Genomic DNA, 16036 nt, shown 5'->3' on the forward strand with positions numbered 1-16036 from the left:
TGTCGCGCACGCAGTACCAGGAAGGCGAGGTCGCGTATCTCGACGTGATCGACAGCGAGCGCTCGGTGCTGCAGTCGCAGTTGCAGGCGAACCAGTTGACCGGCGTGCAGGCCGTGTCGACCGTCAACCTGATTCGCGCGCTCGGCGGCGGATGGAGCGACGCGTAGCGTCGCCCGCCGCATCCCCCTGTCGCGCGGTTACGCCGAGCGAGTCTCCCGGCCCGGGGGGGCGTGAACATGCATTTCACGATTGGCAGGACTCCGTTCGACACAACGTCAAATGGGGAAACCGCACTTTGCTTGCCGGCATCTTCATTGGAAGTGCTGGATCGGCGCGCGGACAAACAATACGAGGAAACTATGGACAAGGGACCGTTTCACCAGCGTTCGAACGATTCATTGTTTATCGTCGGCGACCGTTGGGGCAGCGTCGGGATCGACGAAGGCATGCTCAGCGTTTCGGAATTCGTTTCCGGATTGCGCGCGGGGCGTTATCACGCGCCCCTGCCGACGCTGCGGCCCGGATTCGGGGTGGACGATCGCGAGCTGGAGGTCTTGCGACGCGAACTCGAGCAGCACGGCCTGGATCCGGTCGCGTTGAGCGGGATGCGCGAGCCGGATTGCGTCGAGATCGCGCATACGCACAAAAGGAACCCGCGCAATGTCCTGCTCGCGAAGCTGGTATGTCTCGACGGCGCGCACTACCGCGCGGCACTGCGGCTGGACAGCAATAACGAGCTGCTGCTCGATCACGTCACCGGCTGCCATATCTCGGCCATGGTCATGACGGAAGCAGCCCGGCAGATGTTTCTCGCGGTGACCGAGCAGTACTTCCTCGGCGGGGAGGCCGACGGGCATCACCGATTCGTGATTAACGACTGGCAGGCATCGTTCGAGAATTTCCTGTTTCCGCTGGACGCCGTCATCGATTACCGGATCGAAGAGGTCGATCACGACAAGGCCGATCGATTGCGGTTTCGTGTCGAGGTCCTCGTGAAGCAGGCCGGCACGGTCGCCGCCCGGGTTCGCATTTCGTTCACCGTTTTCGATGCGGCTTACCTGACCCGGTACGAAATGAAGCAGGCCGCCCGCACGATCAGACGGCTGAAGGCCGGCCTCGCCCATCCCGATTCAACCGAATGAGTTCATCGGGCGCCGTGCCCGGGGAGAAACATCGTGCAATGGTTCCTGCGCAAGTATCCGCTGCTTGTCTTCCTGTCGTGCTGCCTGATCCTGTTGATCGCCGCCGGCGACGAGGTGGCCCGCCATGCGTCACCGCTGCATCGGATCGGCATCGCGTTGGTCGCGATGTATCTGATCTGGCTTGCGTGCGAGGCACGGACCGCGATGACCAGTTCGGTCGAAAGCAATCTGTCGAGCGATCGTGGGACGGTGCTGGTCTACGGGGCGGCGAGGGTGCTCACCGTCGCGAGCGCGTGCTTCGTGTCGAGCCGCTGGGTCGAATATCGGCCGTGGATGCCGGTGTTGCCGGCGCTCTTTTGCTTCGGCATTGCATTGCGGATCGTCGCGATTCACACGCTCGGGAAATTCTATTCCCACAAGGTGCGCACGCTCGCGGATCACCGGATCGTGCAAACCGGGCCGTACCGGTGGGTAAGGCATCCGGCCTACGCGGGGATGCTGATCGCGCATGCGTCGTTCGTGGCGTTCTTCCTGAACGGCTACAGCGTCGCGGCCTTCGCGATCATGCTCGTGCCGTCCATCGTCGTACGCATCCGGTGCGAGGAGCGGATCCTGTTCGACGTGGCCGGCTACGCGGACTACTCGCACGGCCGATATCGCCTGATGCCGTTCGTATGGTGACGCCATGACGGCGTCGACGATCCTGGTGACGGGAGCCAGCGGCTTCATCGGCGAGGCGGTGTGTCGCCGGATGACCGAGCTCGGGCACGGGGCGCGCCTGCGCTTGCTGGTGCATCGCCGGGCGCCCGGCCATGCCGGAGCGGGCGGCATGGATTGCGTGCACGGCGACCTGACCCGGCCGGCCGGTTTGCGCGGGCTGTGCGACGGCATCGAGACGGTGATCCACGCGGCTTCCGACGTCGGCGCCGATGCCGACGCGTGCGATGCGGTCAACCGGTCGGGTACGCGGGCGTTGGTCGAGGAAGCGCGGCGGGCCGGCGTGCGGCGAATGATCTACGTCGGCACGGCTGCCGTCTACGGGGCCGGCGTTCATCGCGGCATTCGCGAGAACGAGGTGGCGCCGGTTCCGGTATCGGCGGCCAGCCGCTCCCGGTTGGCCGCCGAGCAGTGCGTGCTGGCGGCGGGCGGGGTCGTGCTCCGGCCGATGTTCATCATGGGCGCCGGCGACCAGTGGTTCTTGCCGACGCTGCTGCGGCTGATCGGCGGGTTGAACGCGTGGATAGAAGAAGGGCGGGCCGTCCTGTCGTGCACCACGGTGGAGACCGTTGCTTCCGCAGTGGCGGCGATAGCGCTCGAACCGGGCACGGTCGCGCGGGGCGCCGTTTACCACTGCACGCATCCCGAACCCGTTCGCGTGCGCGATCTGGTCGAGGCAGCGGCAGCGCACGTCGATTTCACGTTGCCGCGAACGTCGGTCGGTCTCACCGAAGCGCTCCGACGCTTGCCATCCGGAGTAAGCGAGCGGCAGGCGCGCCTGTTCGCGGAGGACCACTGGTACGACGGCGCGCGGTTATGGCAGGCGCTCGGTACGTCGCCCGGCATGAATGTGCTCGCGCACTGCGACGCTTACTGGCAGGGATACCGGCGCTGGCTGGCCGACGGGTAGGCGGCGCGCCCGGCATCGGGGCGCGGAATCCGCCGAATGAAAGCATATCGGACACATGATTCGCATAACGAAGTTATCGGCATGGACGGCGTTCCAGCCAAGGCCCTTCAACTGTCTGGAGAGAAACCGCAATGACTATTCTGTTGTCCGAGACGCAATGTCTCGATCCCCGGGAGGTCGGATTCAAGTTTTCGCGGCAGGCGGAACTGCGGGCAGCGGGATTTCCCGTGCCGCGATTCCGTTGCGTTCCGGTATCGGTGTTCGATTCGACGGTCGGCGCCGTGTTGAACGAGGTGCCGAGACCCTCTTTGGCCGACGGCGATCTGGCGGCGCTGAAGGGATGGTCGCTCGATATCAGGGCCCGGCTTGATGAAACAATGGTCTGCCCGGCCGATCTGGCCGGCGAGCTGGTCTTCGCGTTCGGGCGAATCGCCGCGGACGACCAGCTGGTTGCGGTACGGGCCTGTGCGGTCGCGGATGACGGCGGGCGGGGGGAAGACTCGGCCGACGATCCGTTCGCCGGACTATCCGACAGCTTTCTGTACGTGCCGCTCGGCGCACTCGTGACGTCGGTCTTGAAATGCTGGGCGTCGGCGTTCAACGTCGAGACGATGCTGTACCGTCACCGGCGCGGGCTGGATCCGGCCGGGGCGCGCGTCGCGGTGGGTATCCAGACCATGATTTCCGGATCGCGCTCGTTCGTGGCCTTTACCCGGGACCCGCGTGACGCGTCGGATCGTTGTGTCATCGCCGCGGCATACGGCATCGGCGAAGGCGTGGTTCAGGAGAAGGCGGACATCGATCACTTCTTCGTCGAACCCGATTCCGGGCGGGTGACCTCGCGGCTCGTGTCGAAGCAGCGGCTGGTCGGGCACGATCGTCGATCCGGCGCGATTGCCACGCTCGACGTGCCGCCGGCGCTGGCCGGGCAGCCGGTGCTCGACGACGAGGCCGCCCGTTCGGTGGCCGAGCTGGCAGTTCGTGTCGAGCGGCATTTCGGCGTGCCCCAGGATATCGAGGGCACGATAACCGACGATGGCGCGATGCATCTGCTGCAGGCCCGGCCGATCGCGCTGGCCCGGCAGGAGGGGGGCGGCCACCCGCGACCTGGCCCGTTGCGGCCGGTCGACATGATATGGAGCAACAGCAACATCACGGAGAGTTTCCCCGGCGTCACGTCGGCCCTGACCTTTTCGCTGGCTGCTCACTACTACGATGTGTTCCTGACCGACGGCTACCGGCGTTGGGGCGTCCCGCGCCGGGTGCTCCGGCGCAACGCGGATCACCTGAGCAACATGATCGGGCAATTCGACGGCCGGATTTATTGCTGCATGAGCGTCTGGTACCACCTTCACGGCCATGTGCCGATCTTCTGGATGATGCGCGAGACGTGGGAGCGGTCCTTTTTCGGCGTCGAGCCCGACTCCGTCGCGACTGCCCCGGCCAGGCGGCGCACGTCGTTCCTGTCGCGCGTGGCCGGGGCATGTCGCGACTACCTCGGCATCGCGTCGCGTCTCGTGTCGCACCCGTTGCGGATGGCCCGCTTCCTGAAGCAATGGCGCGCATTCGTGAACGACCACCGCGACCTGGACGGACTCGACGCGTCGGCGTTGATCGCGGTCTATCGGGAGATGTGGGCGATCGTCGCGGCTCAATGGGGCGTGACGCTGGTGAACGGCTTTTTCCTGGTGTCGCTGACCGGCTGGGTGCGTGCGCTGATCGGTCGATGGACGCCGGCGGCCAGCCCCGGGTTGCTGAACGGGCTGCTGTGCGGCGGCACGGAGAATCGCTCGGTCGCGGCGCTGAGATCGACCATTTCATTGTCCGAGCAAGCGCGCGCGCATCCCGGGATGTTGTGCGCGCTGCTCGGCGCCGCATCGGACGTATCGATCTGGCGCGATCTCGAGGCGGGCCGTTACGGCAATGCGTTGGCCGACGCGGCGGCCCGGCATTTGAGCGCGTTCGGCGACCGCAACCTCAGCGACCTGAAGCTCGAGGCGCCGACGCCCCGGCAGCAGCCCTGGCGGCTGATCGGGCAACTGCGTCCGTTCGTCGAGCAGCAACTGACCGTCGAAAGCAGCCGCCAGACCGAGGCGCGCGCGCGCAGCGAGGCCGAATCGGAGTTGCAAGACCAGTGTCGATGGTGGGGCAGGCGTATCGTGTTGCGCAGCCTGGTGAAGGCGATGCGATGGTTCATGCGCATGCGTGAGGACACGCGTTTCTGTCGCAGCGAGCTGTTCGGCATGTCGCGGGAAGTCTTCATCCGGCTCGGGGCGGCGCTGGCCGACGCCGGCTTGCTGGATCGCCCCGACGACGTGTTCGATTTGTCCGTCGACGAAGTGCTCGATGCGTTCAGCGTCGGCGGCACGATTCCCGGCAGTGCGTTGCGTGTGCTTGCGCGGGAGCGGGGTGCGCTTCGGCACGCGCACGCGCAATTGCCGGACCCGCCGAAGACGATCAAGGTATCGAGCGCCGGCCTGCGCACGTCGACGATGCGGTCATGCCGCGAACACGCGCACGGCAACGCAGCGGCTTCGGCATCCGCCGATGTCCGTCTGCAGGGCATCCCTTCGAGCAGCGGTGTCGTGCGCGGCAGGGCGCGCGTCGTGCTCGACCCGGCGAGCGTCGAGCCGAGCTCCGTGCACGATCAGATCCTCATCGCGAAGGAGACGGATCCGGGCTGGCTCTTTCTGATGCTGGCGGCCAAAGGGTTGATCGCGGAGCGGGGAACGTTGCTGTCGCACACGGCCATTACGGGGCGCGTGCTCGGCATCCCGACCGTGGTGTCCGTGGCCGACGCCACCCGATGCATTGCCGACGGCGCATGGATCGAACTCGACGGCGCGGCCGGCACGGTGCGTCTGTTGCAGCAAGAGGAGGCGATATCGTGATCGCGCGTCTGAAATTGTTCGTCGTCGAGTCGTTTCCGTTGAGGTTCTTCATTCCGTATTCGCTCGTCTATGCATTCGGAATGACGGGACTGTTCGCCGCGACCGACGGCAGAATCACGCACTGGACGCCTGGCTTCGGGCTGTTGACCAGCGCCGCGACACTGATGATCGATCAGCTGATCATCCGCGCGCTGGACGACATCCGCGACCTCGATTACGACCGCCGCTACAATCCGGCGCGCCCGCTGGCCCGGGGCGCGGTGCGTCGTTCGGACCTGGTCGCCCTCATCGTCGCGGGCGTGGCCTTCGTGCTGGCGATCAACGCGGGCCGCGGCGCGGCGGACCTGATCCTGGTGGTCCAGCTGATCTACCTGGTCGTGCTCGCGGCGATCGAGAAGCGCTTCGATTGGCCCCGCGACGGACAACTGCTGACGAACCTCGCGGTCAGTTACCCGATCCAGCTGGCGCTGAGCGTCTACCTGTATGCGGACTGGTTGTCCTTGCATGGGCTCGCGCCAGCGTGGCAAGGCGTGCTCGTGATCCTGGCTGCTGCGGTCGGCTTGCTGCACCTGGAACTGGCACGCAAGGTCACGCGCACGCCCAGGGACGGGGAGCGCACCTATGTACGCATTTTCGGCGTGCGGAACACGGTCCGGATCGCGGCGGCCTGTGCCGCGCTCACGAGCCTGATTGTCGTCGCGCTGCTGCAGCCATGGGCGAATCCGCCACGCAGCGCCTGGGGCTGGGCGGCGCTGCTGCCGCTGATGCCGGTCGTCATCGGTCGGCTGAAATTCAACGATCCGGCCTTGCCGCGGTGGCCGTTGCGTTATGCGGCGTGGTACATCCTGGTGATGTATGCGTCGTTCCTGTTCGTGGGCCTCGCGACGCTGGGCAGGCAGGTCGCGTGATCGATCACTGCCGGCGCGCGGCGCGACTTCGAGCGTGCCGATTCGAGACATTTCTGTCGTGGATGAAAATCCCGCCGGGCCGTTTATGGCCTTTTATCGTTCGGATACCATCAACGGCAATCGTGAGCCTGCGTGGAAGGTGAAGGCTCGCTGTCTTCAACGCGTGATTTGCCGGGCCGGCCGATTGCGCCGATTGCGCCGATCCGGCGTGTCACGCGATTCATTCAATCCGCGACGGTGCAAATCCGTCCGGTTGCCCGCATCCTCGATCCCGTCGGTCGCGCGAGCCGTTCGAGCGGACGGTTTTCGACTGTCGCATCGGGAGAAATGATTCGTCTCGGAATATCGAAAAGCGTAACCGTAAAAAGGAAGCTTAAATGACGTCCCCCCGCAACTATCAAACGCCCGGCCTGAATCGTCGAAACATCGGCGGTTTCCAAGTCACGATGATCAGCGACGGTTATCTCGATGCGACGGCCGATTTGCTGAACGGAATCGATCGCGCATCGGCCGACGAGATCTTGCGCAAGCGGGGCGTGGCCGACGTATCGCGGATGAACATCAACGTGTATGTCGTGCAGGACGCGACGCGCACGATCCTGATCGATGGCGGCGGCGGCGGGTATAACGGCTGGGGCGGGAGGCTGCCGGTCGCGCTGGCGGCCGCCGGCATCGATCCGCTCGACATCGACACGATCCTGCTGACCCATGCCCATCCCGATCACGTCGGCGGTCTTGCCGGCCCGCTCGCGACGCCGCTGTTCCGCAATGTCGAGCGGCTGCTGATTCATCGCGCCGAATTCGACTTCTGGAACGATGATGCCAATCGATCCGGGGCGCCGGCGGAAATCCGGCCGTTCTTCGATATCGCGCAAAACGTGTTCCGAGCGTACGCGCCGCAACTGGTGGCGTTTGGTGCCGAGGACGTGCTGGGCGGAATTCAGGCCGTGCCGTTGCCGGGGCATACGCCGGGCCACACCGGGTATCTGATATCGGACAACGGACAGGCGCTCCTGGTGTGGGGGGACCTCGTGCATTTTCCCCACGTGCAGGTCGAGCGTCCGGAAGTGACCATCGCGTTCGATCATGCGCCCGACGAAGCGGCCGTGGCGCGACGCCGGTTGCTCGATCGCGTGAGCTCGGACGACCTGCTCGTCAGCGGCATGCACTTCAACCTGCCCGCGTGCGCCCGCATCGAGCGGCGCGGCGCCAGCTATGCACTGACGTACGAGACCTGGTCGCCGGCACTGGTCTGAGCGGGCGCGCCCGCCCGGACGTCAGGCTCGGGCGGGCCGCTCGAATTCGACCTGCCTTCATCGCGCGGCGTCGATCCGGCGGCGAACCGGTATCCCCGCGCGTGGTCCGCTGCCGAGGACATTGCCCAATGACAAAGCGTTCGATTATCTTAAAATAGACAATGAGAACGCACATTGAATACGCTCAAAATGGGGAGTCGTATTGGACAAGCTAAACGGCGTGACGGTATTCGTCCAGGCAGCGGAGACTCGTAGCTTTGTTGCAACCGGCCGATCTCTTGGAATTTCGGCCTCGGCGGTCGGAAAAAGTATTTCGCGTCTGGAGGAAAGGCTTGGCGTGAGGCTTTTCTATCGCAATACCCGAAGCATTCACCTGACTCCGGAAGGCGCGCTGTTCCTCGGGCACTGTCGGCGCATATTGGGAGAAATCGAATACGCCGAACGGGAATTGTCCAAGGCCAGGACGGCGCCGCGCGGCAAGTTGCGCGTCAGTCTTCCGCTCGTCGAGAGCTTGCTGCTGTCGACGTTGTCGTCGTTCATGGTGCGCTATCCTGAAATCGAGCTGGAACTGGATTTCAGCGACCGGCTGGTCGATATCATCGACGAAGGTTTCGATGCGGTCATCCGGACCGGGGAGTTGCGCGATTCGATGCTGATGTCGCGCAAGCTGTGCCTGTTCCGGATGCTGCTGGTGGCGTCGCCGCGCTATCTCGACGAGCACGGCGTTCCCCAGCATCCGAACGATCTGATTCGCCACGCGTGCCTGCACTACAAGTTCCCGACGTCCGGCAAGCTCGAACAATGGCCGATCGAACGCAGCTCGAGCGCATTCGATTTCCGGCTGCCCGTGACGATGGCCTGCAACAACGTGACGACGCTCGTCTATCTGGCGCGGCAGGGCCACGGCATCGCCTGTCTGCCGGATTTCGCCGTGCGCGACGCGTTGGCCGATGGCTCGCTCAGGACCATGCTGGACGACCATGCGGGGGATCCGAACATCTTCTGGATCCTGTGGCCGTCGAGCCGGCACGAGTCGCCGAAGCTGCGCGCGTTCATCGATCATTTGACGGAGCACCTGTTGGCGCCGGCAAGCGACCTGCGGGCATTGCCGGGCATTCTGAAGACCGTCGGGGAGGACACGCCCGAGCAGGAACGGCTGGCGCCATCGAGGTAGGCGGGCCCGCGCGGCGAGCGGCGAAGCGAATCGCGGGGCGACGGCGGGATACATGAAGGCGTGACGTCATCGCGCGGCGGACAGGGCGCTTTCCCGCGGCGTGTCGCCGTAGTAGAGGACCTTGATGCCGATGAAGGCCAGCGCGACGGCGGAGAACATGAGGCCGCTCCAGATGGTTCCCTGAATCCCGACTCTCGAAAGAAACCATCCGCCGGCGGTCGAGCCGAAGACCACGCCGAGGTTGATGAACGAGATGTACACACCGGTCGCGAACTCCGGCGCTTCCGGGGCTTCCGACGTCAGCCAGATCTGCGTGACGATCAGCCCGCTCGTATGGATGGCGCCCCAGAGCAGCGCGATCACGATCATCGGCGGCAGCGACGGCGTACAGAAGAAGTGCAGCACCAGGTAGGCGGCGCTCAGCGCGACCGGATGCAGCACCGTCGTTCGCACCTTGTCCTTCGCGAGCAGTTTGCCGGCGAGCAGATTGCCGATGACGCCGCCGATCCCGAATATCACCAGTACGACGCCGATGAGTTCGCCGCTCATGCGCGCTTCGAGGCGGAGGTATTCGGCGGAGTAGCTGTACACCGAGAACATCGCGCCGAAGATCGCGGTCGATGCGGCGATGTTGAGCCACAGCGGGACCTTGCGCAGGATCGCGAGCTGCTTGCCGTACGAGATGCGCTCGCTCCTGGCGGCATCGGGAAGCTTCGCAAGAATGCCGAGTGCGGCGACGAAGTTGACCGCCGCGCTGAACAGGAACGATGCCTCGTAGGACACGCGCGCCGCGATCCAGGTCGTGATCGGGATGCCGAGCACCATGCCCATGCTGGTGCCCACGAACGCCCTCGCGGAAGCGTGGGTGGCCATGTTCTTCGGATAAAGCGACGCGGCCGCGACGAAGGCCAGCGAGAAATAGACAGGGTGGAACAGCGCAGGAATGATCCGCGAGATCATCAGCGTCGCGTAGTTGGGCGCATACGCCGACAGCACGCTGCTGGCCGAGAAGATCAGCAGCGACAGCATCAGGACTTTCTTGCGGTTGAAGCGCGACATCAGCAGGACCATGAACGGGCCGCCGGCAGCGACGACGAGCGCGAAAAGACCTACCAGCAAACCGGCTTGCGACGCGCTGATGCCATAGCGTTGCGTAATGACCGGGAGAATGCCGACCACGCCGAATTCGATGGAATAGACGCCGAACAGGCCGAGCGCAATGAAAAATATCGGATGCAGTTTTTTCACACAATCTCCTTCATTCGTTGCCCGTGGGCTTCGAAAACATCAACGACTCGATTCGATGCGTGGATGGTAAGTCGATGCGGAGAAAAGAAAAATAGTATTCAGTTCCGTGGTTTGGCGACTCGCATGTCCGCAATCGGGCGCGAAGCCGCCTGCAGCGGGGCGAAGGCGGGTTCGGCGACGACCGGCAGGCGCGCCGCGGCATGCCCCCCGGCGTCGAATGCATGCACCGGATTGCAGTTCTGAAATGACGGGTTACACGTTATCGGCAGGAAGAAAATATATATATTCGAATTTCAATATAGTGATAGGGATTGTGGATATTTATTCTGTTAACAATGGACTTGAGTGGGCGCAATTTTGATGTTTTCTGTGTATTATGATCGCTGCAGCGCAGCATTGTTAACGGAGCGGGTTCCGGATGTTTCTTTCGCTTTCCTAATGTAATTATGGTGTATCCGTTGCAAGCATGACAGGAATGCGTCGACCGAGGAGATCGGTGATTGCCCGGAATGTTGTCCTGATGTGCGCCGTTTCATGAGAGTGCCTGACTATCCGAACGAATATCAAAGGCGTCGAGCGCCTTGGGGGCATTGATAATGAAGGTTGAGATACTCGATGATCTTCTGTCGAAGATATACGATACGGCCCACGATGCATCGCTCTGGCACATCGCGCTCGCGGCGTTGTGCCGGATGATGGAAGTCGAATCCGGAGCCCTGCTCTACGTCCCGCTTCAGGGAAGCGCCGGTCAGCCGATCGAAATCACGTATGGCACACCCGACGACGCGTTCAGGCGGTTGACGAATACGCTGAGCCGCGGCCGGGGCTGCGGGCCGCTCGAGTACATCGGCCCGCAAGGCGAGGTCGTCAGGTTCGACGTGCAGTCGGGTGGCGACGGGCAGGGCCTGCCGTGGCTCGTCGGCCCGACGAGCGGGCGCGACGTCGGGCAACTGCTGCTTGCGGTGTTTTCCTGGAACGATGCGTTCGTCGGTGCGATCGGTTTCAAGACGCGCGTGCGCGGCGAACCGTTCTCGCACGGCGAGACGCAGCTGCTTTCGCTGCTGTTGCCGCATATCCGTCGTGCGCACGAATTGAAGGCGCGGTTCGAGGACATCGTCGGGGTGAACGAAACCGCGCTGCTCGCGCTTGGCCGGCTGTCCTACGGTGCGGCGCTGCTGGCGTCGAGCGGCGAGGTGATCCGCACGAACAACGAAGCAGACCGGATCTGTACGGCGTCCGACGGCATCTCGATCTCGCAGCGCCGCTTGCGTTGCGTCGACGTGGAGAGCGATCGCAGCCTCGCCGAGACGTTGCGCCGAACCGTGTTCCGGTCCGGCGGCGACAGCGCGAAAGCGGTGCTGATCTCCCGTCCATCCGGCAAGCGTCCGTATATCGCGTGGAGTGTGCCGGTCGAGCACGCGCGGCCCGACGCGTCCCGCAGCCCGGCATACACGATGATCATCATCAACGACCTGGAGCGGCCGAAGAACAACCTGCACGCATTGCACGAGCTTTACGAGCTGACGCCGTGCGAGGCCGACATCGCGATTGCGCTGGGCACGGGGGCGGAAGTGTCGCACGTCGCGCAGAGCCGGCGCGTGTCGGTCAATACGGTCCGGTCCCAGCGGGCCCAGATCTATGCGAAGCTCGGGATCAGCAGCCAGAGCGAATTGATCCGGACGCTGGCCGCACTGCCGCAGCAGGAAATGCAGCGGTGGCAGGCAACATAGTGTGGCCGTGAAGGCAGGCGGCCCGCTTGCGGCGGGCCGCCCGGAACGTACGGCGGGAAACGCGGCCCGGTTATGCGTCGACCGCGGCGCCGGCCGTTTCCGGCGTAATCAGATCGGTTACCTGATAAAGGTGAAATTCCCAGGTTCCGGTTTCCTTCAGCCCGTTGTAGCGCGACAGGAATTCCGGGTCCGTGAAGAGCTGGTCGAATGCGGCCTTGCTCGTCCACTTCGCCTGATTGATGACGGTCTTGCCGTCGACGCTCTTGTACAGGCGGCTCCACAGGAACGCCGGATAGGTGCGCGCAACGTAGTTCACGGTATCGCGCAGTACGTCGAGCGCGGCATCCTGCTTGCCGTCGAAGACGTGCACGACGTTGACGAGCACGATTTCCTCCGCGGTGGCGGAATCGGGCGTCGTCGCAAACGTGTCATTGGCCATGGCAAACCTCGAATCGAGTTGAGATGAGTGGTTGAAGAAAGGGGGGCGGCCCTCGTCGTGTCGACGGCCGCCGGTTCCATCACGCCGGCGTTGCGAGCCCGGCTTCATGGAGGCTGTCGGCCGGCGCGCGGAGCGCCGGCAGCGCGCAGGCGCCGGCGGGCATGCCGTCCTGCCACAACAGCGGCGCAATGGCGTCCGCCGCGGTTGCCGCGCGCACACGGCCGATCACGACTTCATGGCTGCCGTACGCGAGCTGGCCGTCGACGTCGCAGAACAGGTTCGCCTGCGCGCCCGTCAGGAACGGCAGCGCATGGCGTTCGTCCCACGCGCCGTGCGCGAAGCGCTCGCGGCTCGGCACCTTGCCGGAGAACACCGGAATCAGGTGACTCTGGTCGGCGCGCAGCAGGTTCACCGAGAAGCGCCGCCGGCGCAGCAACGGTTCCCAGATGCTCGCCGCGCGGTTGATGCAGACGAGGATCGCGGGCGGGTCCGACGAAACGGAACTGACGGCGGTCGCCACCATTCCGAATCGCTCGGGGCCTTCGTCCGTCGCGATGATGCAGATCGTTGAAGTCAGACGCCGCATCGCTTTCTTGAAGTTCGCGACGACGGCGTCGTCGGACCGGGAATGATCGAGCATGGCTTGACCCTTGATGAGAGTGTCGTAGTGGATGCTGTGCCGCGGCCACGGGAGACCGGCCGCCGTCACGCGATCCGAACGCGCGCGTGCGGATACGTGCCGCGCAGGCCGGCGTCCTCCATCAGCGGCAGCACGCCGTCGACGAAGTCCTGAATGCCGGCGTGGTAGTCGAGCCATGTCAGACAGATGCCGTCGATCCCCCAGTCCGAATACTGCTGGAATTGCGAGACGATCATTTCCGGCGTGCCGACGAGCGGCACGCCGGCGAATCCCGCCTTGATGTGATATCGGAAGCGCTCGGCGTCTTCGGTCGACTTGAACATGCCGCTTTCGATGCCGATTTCCTTCGTGACGTTCGTGCAGGCCACTTCGTCGCCCATCTGGTTCACGTAGTAGTCGAGATCGCGCTCGGCCTGCGCGAGCGTGTCGCGCTGGATCACGTACGCATAGCACCAGATCTGGATGTCGCGGCCGAACTCCTTGCGGGCGAGATCCCGGTAGGACTGGATCTGCGCGCGCGCGACGTCTTCGCCGTCCTGGTACTTGACGATCAGGTAGGCGGCGTCGCAATGCTGCGCGCAGAACCGCTTGCCGCGCGGCGATCCGCCGGCATTCATCAGGAACGGGCGGTTGAGCGGCTTCGGCTCGGAGAAGCCGCGCTCGATGTTGAAGTATTTTCCCTTCAGGTCGAATTCGCCGTGATGGGTCCACGCGCGGCGGGCGACTTCGAGCCATTCGTCCGCATGGTCGTAGCGTTCGTCGTGCTCCCGCATCGTGCCGTCGAACATCTTCATTTCCACGCCGTGCCAGCCGCAGATGATGTTGAGCCCGAAACGGCCGCCGCTGATGTGGTCGATCGTGGCGGCCTGCTTGGCCGCGAACAGCGGATGCACGGTCGATACGTGCGACGTGGTGAGGATGCCGATCTGGTCGGTCACCGATGCGAGCCCCGCGGCCCACGTATAGGTTTCATACGACACGCCCATCGGGTTGCTGTCGCCGCCGAAACCGCGCCAGCGGCCGACCGGCAGCAGCGCTTCGAAGCCGGCGCGGTCGGCGGCCTTCGCGATCTTCATGTTGCCGAGCCAGTCGTCCGCCTTCAGGCGTTCGGGCGCGCGGGTGAACGTGCAGCCGCCTTCGATGTTCAATGCGAATACGCCCAGCTTCATTTGGTTGGTGCTCGACAGCATCGGGTTGGGCTTGCGGGATGCGTAAGTCAGATTGGCCATGAAGTTCTCCTTGGATAGGGCAACACATGCGGGAAGAAAGCGCTGGTACGGTGGAGCGGGCGAGGCGCACGCGCGGCGGAGTGCGGACATTGCGCCTAGGTCAGCAGCGCGAGCGGCTGCACGCGCGTGATGTCGTCGATTCGCTCGCGCGACAACCCGAATTCGCCGAACCACCCGGACGACGCATGCAGCCAGTCCGGGATGTCGGGCTGGCTCGTCTGGCCGAGATCCGAGCTGTAGACGACGCGCGGCACGTCGGCCAGCACCGCACGAAAATCCTCGGCGTCCTGGTAGCCGAGCAGGTACGTGAGCGCGGTCTGCTCGACGTACACCATCGGCGCGCTCGCGATGTCGCGCAACTCGGCCGCGCGCAGGCCGGTGAGCGGATTCGCGGGCTGGTTGAGCATCAGGCGCGGCACGTCGTGGCGGATTGCCGCGTCGACGAGGCGATACACCTCGTCGCGGCTCGCATGGCCGGTCGAGATCACGAGCGGATAGTCGCGCGCCATGCGCAGGATGTCGACGACGCAGTCCTTCAGGCGGCCGTCGGCGTCGGATACGGTGCAGGGCGCGATCGCGCGCCGGTCCAGAATCGGGTGGCTGCGTTCCCGCGCGAGCCGGCTCGCGTGCTTGCGGCCCGTCACGGTAGGGAAGTGGACGATCAGGCGGACCGGGCCCTCGCCATGCTGGCACAGCGCACGCTCGACCGCACGCCGGTCGATGCCGCCGGCAATCTCGTTCAGCACGATCGACGCCGATACGGGAAGGCCCGCCTGGCGCGCTTCCCAGGCCTGCGCGGCCGTGCACCCGAGATGGTTCTTCAGGACGACCCAGCCGCCGGCTTCGCGATAGCATGCGCCCGCATCGAGCACGGAGCGGCGCCGCACGAACGCGTCGGGCCCCGCGTGGTAATGCACGTCGATGAACGTGGCCTGAGAGATGTCGGTCATGGTCGTTTCCGGTCAGGTCGGTTGCGACACGGCGATGCCGAGGTGCGCACGCACCGCCGCGCAGACGCGGGCGAGATCGTCCGTCAGCGGCCGCATGCCGCCGTCCGGGATGCCGAGGGCGGCCTGCGACGGCGTGCCGCGCAGATGGATGTTGCAGCGGCGGACGAGTTGCGAGCGCTCGCCGTAGACATTCAGCAGCCGCCCCGCGTAGCGATCCACGGCGGCCCGGACGTCGATGCCGAGAAGCAGTGCGAAACCGCGGGCAAGGCGCGCCGCTTCCGTCGCGCGGGTGCCGGGGGCGGCCGGCGCGGCGCCCGCGTGCGCCACGGTCGCACCCTCCGGGGCGACGAGGCTGTCGAGTCTCGCCAGCGCGCCGGCGACGTCGCCGCGGCGGCCGAGCGCCGCGAGCGCGCCGAGCCGCGTGTCGAGCGTTTCGTCGGCGAGGTTCGGCGCGGAGATCAGCAGCACCTTCGGCACGCCGGTGGCCCACGGCGCGCCGAGCATCGCCTGCACGACGGCGCCGCCCAGCGCGCCACCCGCGAGCAGGTCGAGTCGTCCGGACGCGGCCAGGCAAGCGGACCAGCGCGCGGCGAATGCGTCGATGCCCTCCGGTTCGTCGGACAGCATCGACAACGTGTCGTAAATCGTCACGCGATAGCCGGCGTCGGCCAACGGCCGCACGAGCGGCTCGAAAAAGCGTCCTTCGTCCCAGGCCGGGAGCACCGGGGACAGGACGGCCGCCCGCAGCGGGCCGTCGCCGTAATGCGCATGGACAGGTTCGATCGGTTTCATCTGGAGGCCG

Annotated in this window: 14 protein-coding genes and 1 pseudogene; 9 read left to right on the forward strand and 6 right to left on the reverse strand. The window is 65.2% G+C overall.

Going from position 1 to position 16036, the window contains the following annotated elements; genetic code table 11:
• From GQ56_RS44505 to GQ56_RS40195, 8 genes and pseudogenes are all read left to right on the forward strand, one after another.
• Nucleotides 1–167 (forward strand): annotated as a pseudogene (locus GQ56_RS44505) (RND transporter); the annotation flags it as partial.
• A 153-nt stretch (nt 168–320) separates the two neighbouring features.
• Nucleotides 321–1142 (forward strand): AfsA-related hotdog domain-containing protein, encoded by an 822-nt coding sequence (locus GQ56_RS0121490; protein WP_235212729.1) that lies wholly within the window; start codon nt 321–323, stop codon nt 1140–1142.
• A 33-nt stretch (nt 1143–1175) separates the two neighbouring features.
• Nucleotides 1176–1823 carry a methyltransferase family protein gene (locus tag GQ56_RS0121495; RefSeq protein ID WP_031400591.1) on the forward strand — a complete coding sequence of 216 codons (648 nt, stop codon included), beginning with the start codon at nt 1176–1178 and terminating at the stop codon, nt 1821–1823.
• Between the two features lie 4 nt (nt 1824–1827).
• Nucleotides 1828–2769, forward strand: a complete 942-nt coding sequence (locus tag GQ56_RS0121500) for an NAD-dependent epimerase/dehydratase family protein (protein WP_052007288.1) — start codon at nt 1828–1830, stop codon at nt 2767–2769.
• A 131-nt stretch (nt 2770–2900) separates the two neighbouring features.
• Nucleotides 2901–5660, forward strand: coding sequence for a PEP/pyruvate-binding domain-containing protein (locus GQ56_RS0121505; RefSeq protein WP_043301548.1), 2760 nt, complete (start codon nt 2901–2903; stop codon nt 5658–5660).
• Entirely contained in the window at nt 5657–6568 is a 912-nt protein-coding gene (locus GQ56_RS0121510) for a UbiA prenyltransferase family protein (protein ID WP_152601812.1), read from the forward strand. Before GQ56_RS0121505 ends, GQ56_RS0121510 begins: the two co-directional genes overlap by 4 nt.
• 377 nt (nt 6569–6945) lie before the next feature.
• Nucleotides 6946–7824: an MBL fold metallo-hydrolase gene (locus tag GQ56_RS0121515; protein ID WP_031400595.1), complete on the forward strand. Its 879-nt coding sequence runs from the start codon at nt 6946–6948 to the stop codon at nt 7822–7824.
• Nucleotides 7825–8026: 202 nt separating this feature from the next.
• On the forward strand, nt 8027–8998 hold the full coding sequence (locus GQ56_RS40195; RefSeq protein WP_081894943.1) for a LysR family transcriptional regulator: 972 nt from the start codon (nt 8027–8029) through the stop codon (nt 8996–8998).
• Nucleotides 8999–9064: 66 nt separating this feature from the next.
• On the opposite strand, the gene GQ56_RS0121525 is transcribed toward GQ56_RS40195, so the two are convergent.
• Nucleotides 9065–10246, reverse strand: a complete 1182-nt coding sequence (locus GQ56_RS0121525; RefSeq protein ID WP_031400597.1) for an MFS transporter — start codon at nt 10244–10246, stop codon at nt 9065–9067.
• 596 nt (nt 10247–10842) lie between these two features.
• On the opposite strand from GQ56_RS0121525, the gene GQ56_RS0121530 reads away from it, so the two are divergent.
• Nucleotides 10843–11976, forward strand: a complete 1134-nt coding sequence (locus tag GQ56_RS0121530; protein WP_031400598.1) for a helix-turn-helix transcriptional regulator — start codon at nt 10843–10845, stop codon at nt 11974–11976.
• Between the two features lie 70 nt (nt 11977–12046).
• Here the strand turns inward: GQ56_RS0121530 and GQ56_RS0121535 are convergent, their stop codons facing one another.
• The 5 genes from GQ56_RS0121535 to GQ56_RS0121555 form a co-directional block, all read right to left on the reverse strand.
• Entirely contained in the window at nt 12047–12415 is a 369-nt protein-coding gene (locus GQ56_RS0121535) for an antibiotic biosynthesis monooxygenase family protein (RefSeq protein WP_031400599.1), read from the reverse strand.
• A 79-nt stretch (nt 12416–12494) separates the two neighbouring features.
• On the reverse strand, nt 12495–13055 hold the full coding sequence (locus GQ56_RS0121540; protein WP_031400600.1) for a flavin reductase family protein: 561 nt from the start codon (nt 13053–13055) through the stop codon (nt 12495–12497).
• A gap of 65 nt (nt 13056–13120) precedes the next feature.
• A complete protein-coding gene (locus GQ56_RS0121545; protein ID WP_031400601.1) occupies nt 13121–14284 on the reverse strand; it encodes an LLM class flavin-dependent oxidoreductase in 1164 nt (387 codons plus the stop codon).
• A 95-nt stretch (nt 14285–14379) separates the two neighbouring features.
• Nucleotides 14380–15234 (reverse strand): DUF6282 family protein, encoded by an 855-nt coding sequence (locus tag GQ56_RS0121550; RefSeq protein WP_031400602.1) that lies wholly within the window; start codon nt 15232–15234, stop codon nt 14380–14382.
• Nucleotides 15235–15246: 12 nt separating this feature from the next.
• A complete protein-coding gene (locus GQ56_RS0121555) occupies nt 15247–16026 on the reverse strand; it encodes a hypothetical protein (RefSeq protein ID WP_031400603.1) in 780 nt (259 codons plus the stop codon).
• Nucleotides 16027–16036 lie beyond the last annotated feature (10 nt).

It is taken from the genome of Burkholderia paludis, assembly GCF_000732615.1.
Taxonomy (GTDB): domain Bacteria; phylum Pseudomonadota; class Gammaproteobacteria; order Burkholderiales; family Burkholderiaceae; genus Burkholderia; species Burkholderia paludis.

What these genes read in the sequence shown, in the direction of transcription:
- GQ56_RS0121500 (WP_052007288.1), top strand. Translation starts at nt 1,828, where the DNA reads ATGACGGCGTCGACGATCCTGGTGACGGGAGCCAGCGGCTTCATCGGC.
- GQ56_RS0121505 (WP_043301548.1), top strand. Translation starts at nt 2,901, where the DNA reads ATGACTATTCTGTTGTCCGAGACGCAATGTCTCGATCCCCGGGAGGTC.
- GQ56_RS0121515 (WP_031400595.1), top strand. Translation starts at nt 6,946, where the DNA reads ATGACGTCCCCCCGCAACTATCAAACGCCCGGCCTGAATCGTCGAAAC.
- GQ56_RS0121530 (WP_031400598.1), top strand. Translation starts at nt 10,843, where the DNA reads ATGAAGGTTGAGATACTCGATGATCTTCTGTCGAAGATATACGATACG.
- GQ56_RS0121535 (WP_031400599.1), bottom strand. Translation starts at nt 12,415, where the DNA reads ATGGCCAATGACACGTTTGCGACGACGCCCGATTCCGCCACCGCGGAG.
- GQ56_RS0121540 (WP_031400600.1), bottom strand. Translation starts at nt 13,055, where the DNA reads ATGCTCGATCATTCCCGGTCCGACGACGCCGTCGTCGCGAACTTCAAG.
- GQ56_RS0121545 (WP_031400601.1), bottom strand. Translation starts at nt 14,284, where the DNA reads ATGGCCAATCTGACTTACGCATCCCGCAAGCCCAACCCGATGCTGTCG.
- GQ56_RS0121550 (WP_031400602.1), bottom strand. Translation starts at nt 15,234, where the DNA reads ATGACCGACATCTCTCAGGCCACGTTCATCGACGTGCATTACCACGCG.
- GQ56_RS0121555 (WP_031400603.1), bottom strand. Translation starts at nt 16,026, where the DNA reads ATGAAACCGATCGAACCTGTCCATGCGCATTACGGCGACGGCCCGCTG.